This window comes from Psychrobacter sp. 2Y5, assembly GCF_051847375.1.
In the GTDB taxonomy this organism is placed as follows: Bacteria; Pseudomonadota; Gammaproteobacteria; order Pseudomonadales; family Moraxellaceae; genus Psychrobacter.
The window spans coordinates 183975-201082 of the sequence record NZ_JBPYDA010000004.1 but is presented as its reverse complement, the minus strand read 5'-3'; the positions used below and the strand labels follow the sequence as shown (position 1 = coordinate 201082).

14 protein-coding genes and 1 riboswitch are annotated in these 17108 nt (G+C 44.9%); of the genes, 6 read left to right on the top strand and 8 right to left on the bottom strand.

Going from position 1 to position 17108, the window contains the following annotated elements; translation table 11 throughout:
• Positions 1–97 precede the first annotated feature (97 nt).
• Positions 98–835 carry a LytR/AlgR family response regulator transcription factor gene (locus tag ACS8E3_RS05995; protein ID WP_439242250.1) on the bottom strand — a complete coding sequence of 246 codons (738 nt, stop codon included), beginning with the start codon at positions 833–835 and terminating at the stop codon, positions 98–100.
• Between the two features lie 323 nt (positions 836–1158).
• Positions 1159–2232, bottom strand: coding sequence for a histidine kinase (locus tag ACS8E3_RS05990; protein ID WP_439242248.1), 1074 nt, complete (start codon positions 2230–2232; stop codon positions 1159–1161).
• A gap of 176 nt (positions 2233–2408) precedes the next feature.
• On the opposite strand from ACS8E3_RS05990, the gene argH reads away from it, so the two are divergent.
• The 3 genes from argH to thiC all read left to right on the top strand — a co-directional run bounded on the left by argH (position 2409) and on the right by thiC (position 6754).
• Positions 2409–3782, top strand: a complete 1374-nt coding sequence (argH, locus tag ACS8E3_RS05985) for an argininosuccinate lyase (protein ID WP_439242410.1) — start codon at positions 2409–2411, stop codon at positions 3780–3782.
• Between the two features lie 206 nt (positions 3783–3988).
• Entirely contained in the window at positions 3989–4279 is a 291-nt protein-coding gene (locus tag ACS8E3_RS05980) for an oxidative damage protection protein (protein ID WP_439242246.1), read from the top strand.
• 110 nt (positions 4280–4389) lie between these two features.
• Positions 4390–4507: riboswitch (TPP riboswitch) on the top strand.
• 252 nt (positions 4508–4759) lie between these two features.
• On the top strand, positions 4760–6754 hold the full coding sequence (thiC, locus tag ACS8E3_RS05975; RefSeq protein ID WP_439242408.1) for a phosphomethylpyrimidine synthase ThiC: 1995 nt from the start codon (positions 4760–4762) through the stop codon (positions 6752–6754).
• Positions 6755–6841: 87 nt separating this feature from the next.
• Here the strand turns inward: thiC and ACS8E3_RS05970 are convergent, their stop codons facing one another.
• Together ACS8E3_RS05970 and ACS8E3_RS05965 are read right to left on the bottom strand one after the other, a co-directional pair.
• Positions 6842–7732, bottom strand: coding sequence for a fructose bisphosphate aldolase (locus ACS8E3_RS05970; RefSeq protein WP_439242244.1), 891 nt, complete (start codon positions 7730–7732; stop codon positions 6842–6844).
• 207 nt (positions 7733–7939) lie between these two features.
• Positions 7940–8863 (bottom strand): EamA/RhaT family transporter, encoded by a 924-nt coding sequence (locus ACS8E3_RS05965; RefSeq protein WP_439242242.1) that lies wholly within the window; start codon positions 8861–8863, stop codon positions 7940–7942.
• Positions 8864–9146: 283 nt separating this feature from the next.
• Between ACS8E3_RS05965 and ACS8E3_RS05960 the strand changes: the two genes are divergently transcribed.
• From ACS8E3_RS05960 to ACS8E3_RS05950, 3 genes are read left to right on the top strand one after another with little or no spacing between them, the layout of a single operon-like run.
• Positions 9147–11063, top strand: coding sequence for an ABC transporter ATP-binding protein (locus ACS8E3_RS05960; RefSeq protein ID WP_439242240.1), 1917 nt, complete (start codon positions 9147–9149; stop codon positions 11061–11063).
• A gap of 56 nt (positions 11064–11119) precedes the next feature.
• Complete coding sequence (locus ACS8E3_RS05955) at positions 11120–12007, top strand: alpha/beta fold hydrolase (RefSeq protein ID WP_439242238.1); 888 nt, start codon at positions 11120–11122, stop codon at positions 12005–12007.
• A gap of 12 nt (positions 12008–12019) precedes the next feature.
• A complete protein-coding gene (locus ACS8E3_RS05950) occupies positions 12020–12661 on the top strand; it encodes an alpha-ketoglutarate-dependent dioxygenase AlkB family protein (RefSeq protein WP_439242236.1) in 642 nt (213 codons plus the stop codon).
• A 57-nt stretch (positions 12662–12718) separates the two neighbouring features.
• Here ACS8E3_RS05950 and ACS8E3_RS05945 read toward each other — a convergent pair whose 3' ends face one another.
• From ACS8E3_RS05945 to ACS8E3_RS05930, 4 genes are all read right to left on the bottom strand, one after another.
• Positions 12719–13576, bottom strand: coding sequence for an EcsC family protein (locus ACS8E3_RS05945; RefSeq protein ID WP_439242234.1), 858 nt, complete (start codon positions 13574–13576; stop codon positions 12719–12721).
• Positions 13577–13794: 218 nt separating this feature from the next.
• Positions 13795–14784 carry an NADP-dependent oxidoreductase gene (locus ACS8E3_RS05940; protein ID WP_439242232.1) on the bottom strand — a complete coding sequence of 330 codons (990 nt, stop codon included), beginning with the start codon at positions 14782–14784 and terminating at the stop codon, positions 13795–13797.
• A gap of 74 nt (positions 14785–14858) precedes the next feature.
• Positions 14859–15614, bottom strand: coding sequence for an endonuclease/exonuclease/phosphatase family protein (locus ACS8E3_RS05935; RefSeq protein ID WP_439242230.1), 756 nt, complete (start codon positions 15612–15614; stop codon positions 14859–14861).
• Positions 15615–15794: 180 nt separating this feature from the next.
• A complete protein-coding gene (locus ACS8E3_RS05930) occupies positions 15795–16907 on the bottom strand; it encodes an AOC03_06830 family ribosome hibernation factor (RefSeq protein WP_439242228.1) in 1113 nt (370 codons plus the stop codon).
• Between the last annotated feature and the right edge of the window lie 201 nt (positions 16908–17108).

Sequence of the window (17108 nt, the reverse complement as noted above, 5' to 3'; positions counted from 1 at the left end):
ATAAAGAGATATATCAGGATAAAGTGACTTTAGCGCAAAAAAATACCCCTATTTAAGCATAAATAGAGGTTTGATGATATGGTCGGTTTATTAGTGACTACATACTCTGGATTTTTTCACGTAACGCGGGCAGATGACGGCGACTCACGGCTAGAGTTTCATCCGTTCCTTTAAAGCGCACCTGATAACGACCGCTATCTACCGTTTCTAAGAAGTCTAAAAAATCTAAATTGATAATGGCATTACGATGCACGCGAAATAAGCGCTCGTCGAACTCTTCTTCTAGCTCTTTTAAAGTTTCATCAATCAGTACTATCCCATCAATGTGACGAACTTTGACATACTTTTGATCTGCCGTAAAATAGTAGATATCACTAATCTTAATCAGCTCAACTCCTCGGTGGGTGCGAGCCGCGATGTGCTCACGTACCGGACGCGACATCGGGTCTTCAAGCTTACGAATCCCATCAAGCTGCGCGGCGTTTAAATTGCTGGCCTTACCTAATGCGTCAATCAGCTCATCTTTATTGGCAGGTTTTAATAAGTAGCCAATAGCATTGGCCTTAAAAGCAGCAATAGCATAATGATCGTAAGCGGTGACAAAGATAATCGCTGGCGGATGCTCAAGCTCATCGAGTATTTGCGCGCAGCGCACGCCATCCATCTCAGGCATACGTATATCGAGTAGTATAAGCTCAGGCTGATGGACTTTTACGGCATCAACCGCTTCAGCTCCAGTGCCCACTTGCGCCACGACTTCATGGCCTGATTCTTTAACAATTCTCACCAAACGCTCGCGTGCGAGTGGCTCATCGTCACAAACTACTATCCGCATAAAATACCTCTTCTGCTCTTTACTCAGTCGGTTGGTTCAAAATCGTCATTTTGGCTATCGCCTGCTGTTTTTTGTACTATAAGCGCTATTTTATACTTTTTATGTCTATAGCTGCTCATTCCACAGAGGTTGCTTATACAATCATTCTAAAACAGTCGCTACATCGATAGTTTAGGCCTATGACAATTTTTTCCTTATGTTATATCTCTCTCTTCTGCAATAAACATTATGCAATAAATATGCCATGTCACAGATATTGCTTGTATTTTTGTGAAAGTTAGGGATAAGTAAGACAGTAAAGGAAAGGGATAAACAATTTTGCGTTACATGCCTGCATCTTGCAAAGGGTAATCAATAATCGTCATAATCTGGGTATTAGTGACCGTACTGTTAATGGTTGAGCTAGGACCAAAATAGATCTGCAAGCGCTCAGCCTGCACATGAAAATCAACATGCTGACGTAAATCATGCACGATCATCAAGGTTTTACTCGGGAGCTGTACGCTAACAGTAATAGTGACGCGGTGATCTTGCCAGACGACAGCTATGTCTATGTAGATCGTTTCCGTGGTCATCTCAACCACATTGATGAGCATTTTTTCGATAATGCTTTGCAACGTGAGCGCGGTGATAACCATATCGCCCATAACCTCATCATCAGGCAGCTGCCAATTGACGACTAGCTTATCTGCAAGGCGATAAGATTCAATCGCTACGTAGTGCTCACAAAGTGCTACTTCCTCTTCAAAGCTAATCTCACGCGCGCCGTTGAAGCTAGCCCGAAATAGAGCTGAGACATGCTCAAGTAGCCTAGCCGCATGTGGCGGGTTAGACTCTATAAGCGACAGCAAACTATTAATCGTATTAAAAAAGAAATGCGGAGCCAAACGAGCCTTTATTAAGTCGTTTTGGGCGCTAAGCTTGTGCTCAAAGGACTGTTTCAGCGCTATCAGCTCACGATGACGACGCATGAAATAAAGCAAGAAAACTAAGGTAAAGCCACCGGCAAACACCATGTTGAACAGTAGCTCTAGCGCCAGCCCCTGACGATCGTATGCTAGCCAGCCGGCATTAATTAATACTAGAACGACTAACAGCATAGATAAAGTAGAAGCAAGCATGAACATCAGAACGATATAGAGGCTCACTCTAATAGGATTGCTCCGTTTGAACATAGGGCGCAAATAATCTACTAGATATAAAGTTGGTATAATAGCTAAAATATAATGAATACATTTAGTCAGATAAGCCACTAAAAACTCCGTCCCTGTCGTCAGCTCATACCGACCAACGATAGTAACGAACAACGCCCAGACCAAGATATACTGTAGCCATTGCCAAAGCGTCATCATCTCCATAACTTTAGGCACGAAAAACTCTAAGCGCTCAGCTAGCAAGGCGACCTCATCCTTTGCTATACTTGAGCCCTTATTCTTATGAGTTGTCTTATACCGATATGAACGCCAATTCTTCAAACCCTAGTAATCCTATGCAAAGCAACACTACTCCTGCCTCCGATTTTAGCACAAATGCACCCGATCAGAGTGCTCCTTCAAAAGCACAAGCTCAGCAGATGTGGGGTGGGCGCTTTAGTGAAGCGACAGACAGCTTCGTCGCTGCTTTTACCGCTTCTGTCGGCTTTGATCAACGTTTCGCTCGGCATGATATCGAAGGTTCTATCGCTCATGCCACTATGCTAGGTCAGTGCAACATTTTGACTGATGAAGAAGTGGCAACTATCATTGAAGGCCTCCAGCAAGTCTTACGCGAGATTGAAGCGGGAGACTTCAACTGGTCGATTGCGCTTGAAGATGTGCATATGAACGTCGAATCGCGCCTGACCGATGTCATCGGTGCGGTGGGTAAAAAGCTGCATACGGGGCGTAGCCGTAACGATCAGGTCGCCACTGACATTCGCCTGTGGTTACGAGAAGAAACCGATAATATTATTGAGCTGTTAGTACGCCTACAAAGCGGCTTACTGAACTTAGCTGAGCAGCATACCGATACTATTATGCCAGGCTTTACTCATTTGCAGACCGCTCAGCCGGTAAGCTTCGGTCACCATGTGATGGCTTGGTTTGAGATGCTCTATCGCGATACTGAGCGCCTAGTCGATGCGCGCCGCCGTATCAATCAGCTGCCTCTTGGTAGCGCCGCGCTTGCTGGCACCACCTTCCCTATTGATCGTACAATTACTGCCGAGCTGCTTGGCTTTGAAGGTATTTGCCAAAACTCACTCGATGCGGTCTCTGATCGAGACTTTGCTATTGAGTTTACCTCAGCCGCTTCTATTTTGATGATGCATATGTCACGCATGAGCGAAGAGATTATCTTATGGATGTCAGCGCAGTTTAACTTTGTGCAGATACCCGATCGCTTCTGTACCGGCTCCTCCATCATGCCACAGAAGAAAAACCCTGACGTGCCAGAGCTGGTGCGCGGTAAAGCGGCGCGGGTCTTTGGTCAGTTGATGACGCTACTAAGCTTAATGAAAAGTCAGCCCCTAGCGTACAATAAAGACAACCAAGAAGACAAAGAGCCTTTGTTTGACTGCGTCGATACTTTAACCGGCTCCCTACTCGCCTTTGCCGATATGCTGCCCAATATCACTCCTAATATTGAAGCTATGCGTGAAGCAACAATGAAAGGCTATGCTACTGCTACGGACTTAGCGGATTATCTAGTGCGTAATGGTGTGGCGTTCCGTGATGCTCATGAGGTAGTCGGCAATGCCGTCGCGCTAGGCATCAAAGAAGGCGTTGATTTGAGCGATTTATCTTTAGCGCAATTGCAGCAATTTAGTGACGCTATCGGTACAGACGTCTTTGATTATCTAACGCTTGAGGGCTCACTGGCTGCCCGTGATCATTTAGGAGGTACCGCACCGAATCAGGTCAAGCAAGCAGTGATCAACGGTCGCGCGCGTCTAAAGGCCTTTGCGTAATTATTAGCTTTTAATTTTACGCCTCACACCTATTTATCTGAGAACACCCGCCATTGTTGCGGGTGTTTTTTTTGATCTGATGGATTCACCTTATTGTTACCTTCCATACACCTGATACCCTTGGCTAAAGCGTCTAAGACCGTTATCATAGGTTAATATTATTATTCCATTCACTAACTCAATAAACCAATAATAAGGATAACAAGATGACTGAGACTTTTAATCCGCAAGCCAATACGGTATTTTGCCGTAAGTACCAGCAAGATCTGCCAAAAATGCCACATCCGCCTTTTCCTAACAAAAAAGGCCAAGAGCTACAAGACACGGTCTCTGAGAAAGCTTGGCAGGAGTGGCTTGAGCAGCAAACGATGCTGATTAACGAAAATCATCTGAGTATGATGGACCCTGAAGCGAAGAAATTCTTAACTGAACAGCGTGAGAAGTTCTTAGATAACGAAGATTACGAGCGCGCGCAAGGCTGGACGCCTGAGAAATAAACGTAAACCTTTACTGTAAGCAAATTAAGTAAATGGCTATTTATCATAAGCCAAATTTGTTAACATAAAAACTGCTAGTATAAAGCTTACTAGTATAAAAAATGACAACACTGACAGACTCGGGGTGCGTTGTACAATGAGCTAAACAGCTTTTGTGCATTCGCTGAGAGATCACCCGCCGAACCTGATGCGGTTAGTACCGACGCAGGGAAGTCTTCAGCATTTTATTATTTATGGCAAAGGACGGGCAGAAATGCCTTTTTTATCCCTATTACTTTTAGCCTTAATGTATGCACGGCTAAGTAATAAAGATGGATATCAAGTATCGTCCGCCGCTTGATGACAATTATCCGCGATTATATGACTTGATTATTTAGTCGTTGGCTACTGCTCATAAGCTAAACTTGCTAGATGATAAATGCTACCCCCGCAGCGACTGGCGGTGTTGATTTTATTCAAAACAACACGCTAGGACAGCATATGACGACTTCAACCGTAACACCAAAAACCCAGCAGAACGCCTCTGTCAAAAAAGCGGACGCGCTAAAAACCCCTGCGCATCGTAGTGCCAAGGACACCCGCTTTGAAGAAGATGCGCGCGACCTGCACCGTATCTTACCCGCCTCCCGTAAAGTCTATATCCAAGGCTCTAGAGCAGACATACAAGTGCCCATGCGCGAGATCACCCTTGATCCTACCCCTATCCAAGGCGTTGATGAGTCCGACTGGGAGCAAAACCCACCCTTTTATGTTTATGACACCTCAGGCGTCTATACCGATCCCGATGCCCATATTGATTTGACCCGAGGCCTACCAAAGCTGCGCGAGGGCTGGATAGCGGAGCGAGGTGATACCGAACAGCTAAGCGGTCTATCTAGCTCATACGGACAAGCGCGAGCGCGCGACATCACTACTGCTAATCTAAGATTTGCCCATATCGATAAACCACGCCGCGCCAAAACAATTAATGGTCAAGCGGGCCATGTGGGAAATGTCACCCAAATGTACTACGCGCGCCGCGGTATCATCACCCCTGAGATGGAATACATCGCCATTCGCGAGACGCAAAAGCAGCATGAGCTCACCGACATGCGTCAGCACGATGGCGAGAGCTTTGGTGCCAATACTCCTAAGACTATCACCCCTGAGTTTGTGCGTTCTGAGGTCGCCGCGGGTCGCGCTATTATCCCCAATAATATTAACCATCCTGAATCTGAGCCGATGATCATCGGACGCAACTTTTTGGTCAAAATTAACGCCAATATCGGCAACTCAGCACTCGGCTCCTCCATCGATGAAGAAGTGTCGAAGATGACATGGGCGACACGTTGGGGCGCCGATACCATTATGGATCTGTCAACGGGCAACCATATCCATGAGACGCGTGAATGGCTGATTCGTAACTCGCCTGTCCCTATCGGTACCGTGCCCATTTACCAAGCGCTAGAGAAAGTCGATGGCGTCGCTGAAGACCTCACTTGGGAGATATTCCGTGATACGCTGATTGAGCAAGCCGAACAAGGCGTCGATTACTTCACTATACATGCCGGCGTGCTCCTGCGTTATGTGCCACTGACTGCTAAGCGCTTAACGGGTATCGTCTCACGCGGTGGTTCGATCATGGCGCAGTGGTGCCTTGCCCATCATAAAGAGAGCTTCTTATACACGCATTTTGAAGAGATTTGCGAGATTATGAAACAGTACGATGTGGCGTTTAGCTTAGGCGATGGTCTGCGCCCCGGCTGCTTACAAGATGCCAATGACGAAGCGCAGTTTGGCGAGCTGCGTACCCTAGGCGAGCTCACCCAAGTCGCTTGGCAGCATGATGTACAGGTGATGATCGAAGGTCCTGGGCACGTGGCGATGAACCGTATTAAAGAAAATATGGACTTACAGCTTGAGCTGTGCGCGGATGCGCCTTTCTATACTTTAGGACCGCTGACCACTGATATCGCACCCGGTTATGATCATATTACTAGCGCCATTGGTGCGGCAATGATCGGCTGGTTTGGTACGGCGATGCTCTGTTACGTAACACCAAAAGAGCATTTAGGACTGCCGAATAAAAAGGACGTCAAAGACGGTATCATCACTTATAAAATCGCCGCGCATGCCGCTGATCTGGCCAAAGGTCATCCGGGCGCGCAAGCCCGTGACAATGCTTTGTCCAAAGCCCGTTTTGAGTTCCGCTGGGACGATCAGTTCAACCTAGCTCTCGATCCTGATACCGCGCGTGAATATCATGATGAAACACTGCCCAAAGACGCGCACAAATCAGCGCATTTTTGCTCGATGTGTGGCCCGAAGTTTTGCTCTATGAAAATTACCCAAAATGTCCGCGAGTACGCCAAAGGCTTGGACGCTAAGGAAAATCTAGCCGCAGACGCTATGAGCGCAGCTGAAATTGAACAAGGTATGGCGGAGATGACTGAAAAATATCATAGCGAGGGTCGTCAGCTTTATAAAGAGGTGTGATAGCCAGAATTAACTTTTGTCCCATAAAAAAGCGCTACTAATCAGTAGCGCTTTTTTTGATGTTTAATTTCTTATCATAAGACTCGATTACACCTGCGACGCCTCATAAATCTCTTCAATCGAGGTATTAATCGTATCAGCAAACTCTTTATCGCTCTGCTGCTTACTAAGCCCTTCAGTGAAGGCGCGCGAGAAGCTAGCAATCATGCCCGGGTTTTGCTTAAGTTTATCGCAAGCAGCGCTACGACTATAGCCGCCAGATAATGCCACGACTTTAAGCACTTTGGGATGATCGATCAGCTCTTGATAAAACCCGCCTTCTTCTGGCAGGGTCAGCTTAAGCATTACTTGATGATCGTCATTTAGACGATCAAGGTTACGCAAGATGTCCGCTTTTAATAACAATTCGCACTCATGCTTTTCAGCGCTATCGATGTTGACTTCCGGTTCAACGATAGGCATCAAACCTTTAGAGATAATTTGCTTAGCGACATCAAACTGCTGCTGCACTACTTTTTCGATACCATCGACGTTGGGCTCATAGATGACCGAACGCATCTTGGTACCGAAGATCGGATATTTTTTTGCTTTATCAAGCAGCAAATCTAAGTTTGGCATTGGGCGCATGACCTGTACGCCGCTCATCTGCTCCGCTAAACCCTTATCTACTTTTAAAAACGGCACGATATTTTTATCTTCCCACAGATAGTTTGCCGTTGGTTTGCCATTGACCTCACGCTCCATAGTGTCCTCGAACAAGATCGCGCCTAATACGCGCTTATCATCGAAGCAGTCACAAGTCATAATCCGTGCGCGCATCTCGTGTACGAGATCGAACATGGCTTCATCATTGCTATAATCAGCGCTTGTAACGCCATAGTTTTCTAGCGCTTTTGGCGTACTACCGCCGCTTTGATCAAGAGCGGCAATAAAGCCTGTGCCGTTTTTTATTTTTTCTAGTTGTTTTTGATAGTCCATTGCAAATGTATCCTATGGTTGTGAATAAAGATCAAAAAAGATAAAGGTTAAGCAATCGTACATGCCACTATAAACGGCTATAAGTATCAGATAATAAGCCAAATAGTCTACAAATAACCTTACCATAGCACAAGCGACGTGCCTATTATTGCAATGTAAAACGAGCGCAAGAAAACATCAGAATATTTGGACTATGTTCAAAATATTTTATGCCAAAAATAATACCGCCACACAGCTGATTGCTAATACGATACCTAGCATATTAATACGATTCAGCTGCTCTTTAAACACGCTGACCCCTATCAAGGTGGCGACGGTGATGACCCCGACATTCATCCCAGTAAAGACAATACTAGGCGACTCAGACAGTACCTGATGGGCACGCACATAAGCATAGATATTACCCATATTCAATGCGCCAAGCAGCAGCCCTGCTAGCAAAGCACTACCCTGCCAGCGCACGCGAGTGATCAGTAAATAAATAAACAACAATAACCCTGCCAAGCCAAAGCTAACAAATAATGTCAATGGAAAAGCCGCTCCTTGCTTCGCCACTTGTTTAAATAAGATATCAATAACACCGTAACCCGCCCAGACGCCAAATAACCATAAAGGGGTTTTGGATAAAGTATTCTGACGATTATTATTCGCAGCTAGAGTGGCAGTAGAGTCATGCTCAGTTTTCATAGTGGTGCTTATATCAGTGTTCACACTAGACTTTTGCGGCGGGCGATAAACCAACGCGCCTAAGGCCAAAAACCCAAGCGCTAAGCCAAAAATACGTGTATTCGTCAACACCTCACCAAATAATAAAAAGGCGGCGATAATAGGAATAATCAAAGACAAACGCTGAGCGGCATCGGTTGCTACCATACCGATAGCCGCGATAGCACGGCCTAATATGACAAACACCAAGGGTAATAATATGCCTAGTGCGATGATAATACCCCAAGCCGACCCTAAGGTTTCGATAGCACTAAGCTCAGGTTTTAGCAGGACTAACGTCAATAAAAAAGCCACAGGGTAACCGGCGACGATAGTCTGGCGGATATCGATATCTTTTTGACGAAGTACTTTTAGCAGTACAGAAACAGCGACGCTACACAGCACCGCTACCATTAAATAGATCATTAATCTTACCCTTTAGTTTTTGTTATTCAGCGATAGAATTATGCAGTCTTTTATGACAAAGGGTTAAATGTAACTATATATTTCTAAACTAGCAATGGCTAATTTTGACTCCATCTATTTCTTGGCCGTATCGCCAACAACTATCAGGGTCAAATTACAATTAGGCAGCAGGAGGGAGTGCTAAGTTTTGTTAAAATAGAGGCCAATTTAGTCATCCCATCTACCGTGTAAATTTAGGCTTCCCTTTCCTTTACTACACTGCTCTTATGTATTGTTATTACTTATGAACGCACTATTTCGCTTTTTTGAAAACCGGCTATCCGCCTTTCCTGATACCCCTATGCCGCTGCCCTCACCTCGTGATGGGCTGTTAAAGTTTTTGTGGGCGTGTAGTAAGGGTCTGCGCGGCTGGCTATTGCTGTTTATGTTTTTGTCAGCGGGTATCGGCGTTTATGAGGCGATGCTGTTTGCTTGGATTGGTAATATCGTTGATTGGCTCGGTATCTACACCCCGCAAACATTATGGAGCGAAAAAGGCGATGTGCTGCTACTGATGCTGGTGGTGCTAATTATTAGCCCCTTCTGGATTGCATTATCCTCATTTATCCACTTTCAAACGCTGCAAGGGGTGTTTCCGATGCAGATGCGCTGGCGTTTTCATCAGCGGATGCTGGGTCAGTCCATGCAGTTTTATCAAGATGAATTCTCAGGACGTGTCTCTGCCAAGGTGATGCAAACTGCGCTGGCGGTACGCGATACTATCTTGACCGTCACTGATATGTTCACTTATGTGGCAGTGTATTTTTTGACCACCGGTATTATTTTATTTAATTTAGATAGCTTGCTGCTGATTCCTTTTGCTATTTGGTTAGTGCTAGTGGCTGTGACTATTCGCTATTTTATTCCGCGGCTCAAACGTACCGCTGTCGTGCAAGCCGACGCTCGCGCTTTGATGGTTGGGCGTATCACTGATGCCTATGCCAATATTATGACCGTCAAATTATTTAGCCACTCTCGCCGCGAGCTAGGCTACGCCAAAAACGCTATGGGGCAATTTTTGGGAACCGTGCATGCGCAGATGCGCTGGGTCAGCTATCTTGAAGTTTCTACTCATTTAATCAGTGTGATTTTAGTCAGCAGTACCGCAGGTATTGGCTTGTATCTCTGGCAGCAAGGCGCGGTTGGGGTTGGCGCTATTGCCGCTGCGACTGCTATGGCGCTGCGTCTAAATGGTCTGACGCGCTGGATTATGTGGCAAACGGCTAGTCTGTTCGAGAGTATCGGCACGGTACAAGACGGCATGCGCACCTTATCAGCGCCGCAAACTATCGTTGATGTGCCAAACGCCCCGGAACTAAAGGTCACTGACGGCCATATCGTTTTTGATCATGTCGACTTTAGCTATGAAGGTGAAGAGGAAGAAGATATCGAAGGCGAGCGCATTGATGAGGTCAACACGGCAGCCACGGCTTTGACTAAGACTGAGATAAAACTGCTAGATAATTTTTATCTAGATATAAAAGCTGGCGAAAAGATCGGTTTAGTCGGCCGCTCAGGCGCAGGCAAATCGACGCTAGTTAATTTACTCCTACGCTTTTTTGATGTCGATAAAGGTCAAATCTGTATCGATGGGCAAGCGATTGATCAAGTCACGCAAGAATCCTTGCGTCAGCAGATCGGCATGGTCACCCAAGATACTTCACTGCTTCATCGTACGGTACGCGAAAATATCGCTTATGGTCGCCCTGACGCTTCTGACGAAGAGATTATTTTTGCTACCAAACAAGCTCAAGCTTGGGAATTTATCAAAGATCTATATGATGATAAAGGCAATACTGGCCTCGACACCCAAGTCGGTGAGCGCGGAGTTAAGCTATCTGGCGGGCAACGTCAACGTATCGCTATCTCGCGCGTCATGCTCAAAAATGCGCCTATACTCTTGTTAGATGAAGCCACTAGTGCGCTCGACTCTGAGATTGAATTTGCCATTACCGAGAGTCTCAACGACATCATGACAGGTAAAACCGTTATCGCCATTGCCCATCGCCTCTCAACCATCGCTGCGCTAGATAGGCTGGTAGTGATGGATCAAGGCCATATCATCGAACAAGGCAGTCATGAGGAGCTACTAGAATTAGAAGGCGTGTATGCAGGTCTCTGGCAGCGTCAAAGCGGCGGCTTTTTGGGTGAAGAGAGTTAAAGCCAAATCTTACAGTCAGTTTAAAACAATTAAAAGTATAAGGAAGTCTGATCGTCATGGAAGAATTTGCCAAAAGTATTACCCTTGATAATAAGCAAGCGCGCTATTATGACTTGAGCAAGCTTAACGAGTCTGCTGATAATCAAGCTAAGCCCCCAGCCCATTTTTATGGCGGTAACGGCTTTACGGTAGGAAATTACAAGCCATTATTAACTGAGCTTGCTGCAAGTTTTGATCTCAGCTCGCTCGCCATGCGCGGCTATTGGTATGATAAGCCAAAAGCAAAAGTGTTAACCCGTGAGCAAGATGCTGAATTATTAATAAAATTTTTGGAGCAAACTCAAGACGGTCCCGTTATCGGTATTGGGCACTCACAGGGCGCTACCGCTACGGCTATGGCTGCAGCTAAACGTCCTGATTTGTTCTCTGAGCTGTACCTTATAGAGCCTGTCACTTTTACCAAATCGCAAGCGTTGCTTTATAAGCTGATACCTCGCAGGGTCAAGCTAAAGCGTCAGCCCTTTACAAGTGCGTTAACCAAAAAGGCAACTTGGGCAAGTATCGACGAGTACTATGATAATCTGCGTGAGAAAAATGCTTATCGACGTATCTCTGATGAGCACCTTTATTTATTTGCCAAAGAGAGCTTAATTCAGCAAGAGGATAGTCGTTATACTTTTATCTTCAGTCCCAAACAAGAAATAGCCAACTATTTCGGCATTCCTTATATTGATAGTGCGCTTAAGAAACTCGCAAAAAAAGAAGTCTACTACCAGCTTATTATCGGCAAACCGACTATCTTTATCAATGATAAAGTCCGCAGCACTTGGAGAAATTTCGTTCCTGCTAATCAGCTCCATATCATGCCCGAGAACGGGCATCTATTACCTATAGAAGCTCCGAAGCAATGTGCCAAGGTCATTGTGCAACAGTTTAATCGTTAAAATTTTTAGCTTATGACTGATCTCTTCGCGCCCAACCCTACTGATAATTTATTGCCTTACGAGGGTAAGGTTAATGACTTAGGTATGGCGGTCAAAGATAGCGATAAGCTATATCAGACCTTGTTGCACCAACTGCCTTGGCAAGCCGATATCGTCACTTTATTTGGTAAGACGCATATCACCAAGCGGCAAATCGTTTGGATGGGTGATGTGGGCTTGAGCTATCAATATTCTGGGCATACGCGGCAAGCTTTGCCTTGGACAGAGTCTGTGTTTCACGTGAAACAGCTTGTTGAACAACAGCTGGCTGGTATTGGTATTGAAGTAGATTTTAACTCTTGCTTGCTAAATTACTATCCAACAGGTAGCGAGGGCATGGGCTACCACGCCGATGATGAAAAAGAGTTAGGTCAGCAGCCTATCATCGCGGCATTATCGCTTGGTGCTACCCGTAAGTTTGTCTTTAAACATAAAACCATCAAACACAAAGACAAGCCCGTAAAAGTCGAGCTTTATCTGGAGTCCGGGCAGCTTATCGTTATGCATGGTGAGACGCAAAGCCACTGGAAGCATACTATCACTAAGACGAAAACAGTAAGTGAGGGTCGAATCAGTCTGACTTTCCGGCGTATGATCCTTAACAATAAAAGCTAACAGACTAAAACAGCTATTATTCATTAGTTAAAAACATGACTTTCGATAGCGACAATCTTAACCCTGTTGACGATCTAAAAAACGCTGACGATAGCACTGATAAGCGGCCTCACATATGCTTGAAGTATAATTAGCATTGACGCCGCCAGCGACCACTGCTCCTACTGCAGGGATAATTTGCGCCGCTTTGGTTTTGACCAAATTACTAGCAACTTTAGTAGCAGTCTGCCTTAACACGCGCGACATCAGCTCTTCATTCACTTGATTAAAAGCCATCGTTTCAGGATCTTTAACCAGCGCAAACGTCTCTGCTACTGCCGATTGACGCTCATTGCTTGAGGTAGAGGTGGCAATACCTAGCAGCGACATTGCAAATAGCTGCTCGCCCTTATCATTCATATCAAAACCATAATAACTGCCGTACTCGCTAATAGCGCGTAGATTCGCAGTGAGTAGCCCGACAATATCAGCGGGAATACCTGCCCAGCCTGCTAGACCTGTGGCAACCCCTTGAGCGCTCGTCAAGGCGATATATTTGCTTTTGAATAATTTGACTTGCTTATCAACGGCCGCGAGCGGCAGCTCTTTGATATCCTCAAGTTTCTTCACCGATGCTTCTACTTCGTTTGCATCATTTCGATAGGCTTCGATAACGTCTTGAGTATCTAAGCTCCAGTTAGCGGCATCGCTCAAAGTGGTTAGCGTTTTTTCAGTCGCTTGCTTTAGAGTATCACCGAATTGCGGCGCATTCATCAAGGCATCACCTGCTCTATCGATTGGTACTGTAAGCGTCGCTAATGTCTTATTCAATAAATTACTATCCGGATTTTTCCAGTCTTCAATTTCTTTACGCGCTTGAGCTGCATAAGTCGCATCGTCTACTGAGTTCTCGTCAGTGTTGTTATTAATATCCATATTTATCTCTCCTGTAGCCCATGAGCAAAATAGTCGCTGCTATATTTGGGACGATTATCACTATAGCAGCTTGTGAAAAAGCTCTTTGTAAGTAAATTCGATAGTAGGTAGGGCTTTAGTAAGGATATGACAGAAGCCAACCAAAAAAGGCTAGATAAAGGCTCCCTCTATCTAGCTTTTTGATACTTATACAGACTACTGTAGTGATTGATTTAATCTTAGACTTTTAAGACAATTTTGCCAAAAGTATCGCCTTTTTGGAGCTCAGTATGAGCCGCTACCACCTCTGACAAAGGATAGCTCTGTTGAATGTTTAGCTTCAATGCGCCTTCAGCAACTTGCTGCAAAACTTGCGCCATATCTTCACCATTAGGTTTGACAGCATAACCTTCAATAGTGAGTGCCTGACTGCCAGCGGCTTTGAGTTTATCGACCCAGATAGTCGGCAGGACAAACACGCGAGCATCAGATTTTAGGGTGCTCAGAGCTTTTATCCCAGCTTCATCGCCGACTAAATCGAGTAATACATCAGCTTGTAGCTCAGGAAACGCTTCTTGGTTGGTGTAGTCAATCCAGCCGGCTAGCTTGCTTTTATCAATCAAACTACCGAGTTTGTCATACTTATCAGGCGAGCAAATCACAGTGAGCTTGATATTATCTTGCGCCACTTTTTTCATTAGTAGCTGAACGACTAGCTGACCAACACCGCCGGCTGGCGCATTCATAACCACTTGCTCACCCGCCTTTATATCAGCAAACTGCACAAACTGTAGTGCGGTTTGACCGACACAAGGCAGAGCGCCTGCTTGCTCCAAGCTGATATTGCCTGGCACTTTAGCTAGTAGCTTGGCATCGACGGCTACGTACTCAGCATAACAGCTGCCATCGAAGCTCAGCGCCGCAACTTTATCGCCTACGGCAAATTCAGCGCTATTACTTTTGATCACCTCTCCTGCCACATCAAACCCTAAAATAGCGGGCTGGTTATGATCGAATTTATTTTTTTGGATTTTATCAGCACCCCAACCTTTGCCTTGGCGGGTTTTATAATCTACTGGATTGATACCGGCATAAGCCACTTTGACAAGCACTTGTTCAGCGCTTGGCTCAGGCACTTCTACTCCGCTCTGGTATTTCATGACCTCAGGTTCGCCGAATTCATGGATGACAGCAGCGTGTTGGCTAGTGGGTAAAGATTGTTCGGACATTTTTATACTCCCTGTATTTTTTTAGTTAGAGCTTGTCCTCAATTAAATCATAAGAACATTCCCTAGGACGAGCGCTACAATTCCGTAAACTCAGCGCTAATCGGTAGGTGGTCAGATAAGGTAGACCAAGGCTTGCCAGTATGCACCCAAGCGTCTTTGACTTTTAGGTTACGTACATAGATCCGGTCCAGACTCAGTACTGGCAGTTTGGCAGGAAAAGTCGGTGATAGCTTACCATGACAGCGTCTAAACGCTTCTACCATACCTAAATCAGAAGCCAATCTATCGCAAGACATCCGCTTCCAATCATTGAAGTCGCCCGCCAAAATAAGCGGCTGATCATCCGCAATCTCGTTACGCATATATTGACTAATAGCTTCGTATTGCTTGACTCTATCACGCTCAAACAGATTCAAATGCGCACACAAGATAACTACCGGCTTATCCCATCCTAAGGGCTGTACCTCGCAATGCAAAACCCCGCGTTGCTCTAGTTTATTCACCGTGATATTGACATTGTGCTTAGGGTCTAATGGAAACCGGCTTAATACTGCATTACCGTGATGACCGTTTTCGTACTCTGAGTTTTTGCCATAGCTGTTTTGTAGTTGCAGATATTCGCCAAACCACTCATGCTGCGACTGATCAGGATACTCATTGTACTGCATATTGCGTTTGAGATTCTGCCCTTGGACTTCTTGCAAGCACAAGACATCAGAGCCGATGGACTCTAGTGCTTGGGCAATACCTTGCATTTTGACCTGCCGATTCAGTGGCGACATGCCTTTATGAATGTTATAACTGGTTAAAATAAAAGATTGTGTAGTCATAGAGTTGATATTCTTGATCTAAGAAAAAGTTTTAGTTTCGTAAAGTGATAGTAAAATCATCATTTAACCATACAGTTAAGATAAAAAAGCATTGATCCGTAGCGAACCAATGCCCTGTTAAGATCTCTTTATGCTTTACAGTCATAATCTAATAACAAATCGTGACTTAATAACCGCTCATTAGTAGCGAGTAACCAGAGCAATCGGCTGATCTTCACCCATAATCTCTTCCGGTAAAAAGATAACATCGCCGCCATTATGCATAACGTGTTCGATAATAACGCCAATTGCATCATCTGTAACACCTTCTGCAGAAGCGTCTTCAGCGATGGTTAAAGATTGCGCTTTTTCGTCAATCTTAGCCGGTTGAATATACCAACGACGCACATATAATGTCTCGCCAGCTCCTTGGAATGCGCCGCGATACACTTCTTGTAAGTCGGTGCGTAACATCTCTGCGCCGCGCGCTTTGTCAATCTCGCCCATAGCTTCTTGATGTAAAGAGCTACGATATTCTTCAACCGCTTCTTGGACGCTATCGACAATGTGCTGAGCGCTACCATCATCTAGATGCGTCACATTAGACACTGTGGCGATGATATTGTCAGGACGATCACAGACTTCTTTATAATATCCAATGTTTTTTGCATCGCCGACGATCACTAGCGGCATTTTATGCTCGCCCCATAGCTCTTGTACGCTTTTATCAACTTGATTAAAAAACTCTTTGAGATAGCTACTCTCGTTATTTGATGAGCGATCAGAACCGCCATCACCAGTGGTATACAGGCCATTATTCTCTATTGGAAAAGGAATGTTTTCCATGTTATTTTGCTTATCATCATCGGGATGAAATTCTGCTACTACTCGATCATTAGACGCTTCAATCAAACGCGCCATATCACGAGTAATAACCACTGTATAGAAATGTACCGCGCTTGCCATATCACGGACTAAATCGCGCGTGGCAAAGCTATCGGAGATGACCACACGCTCTGTCGTGTCAAGAGGCATACGCATAACCTGCACATCATCAGTACTTGCAAAAATAGCTAAAGTATCTAGATTATAGTTATGGTTTAGCTCATTGGTTTTGGCATAAATACCTTCTAAAATCGTTGTCGCAGTCTGTTTATCATATTCTTTATTGAGACGATCTTCGGCGACTTTTAGCTGATTTTTTAGGGCAATAGGATCTTGTTCATTTGCAGGATGCTCACGGTGCGTTTTGACAAAAATGCTTACCGCTGGGTTAGCTTTGGTTTCGCGTAAACTCTTAAGCGTCGCTTTCATAAATCATGCTCCTTATTTTATTATCGTTGGTCTTTTAATAGTTCTATTTTCTAGTAATTGTGGTGGTAACATTGAAAACTCATAACTCGTTAATCCTCCTAATTATTCCATTTATTGCTACTAGTCATTACAAGATAGTTACTTATAAAGTGACTGGTATTAGGAATTCTCATTAGGAATACTATGATGCTAGCAATTTCA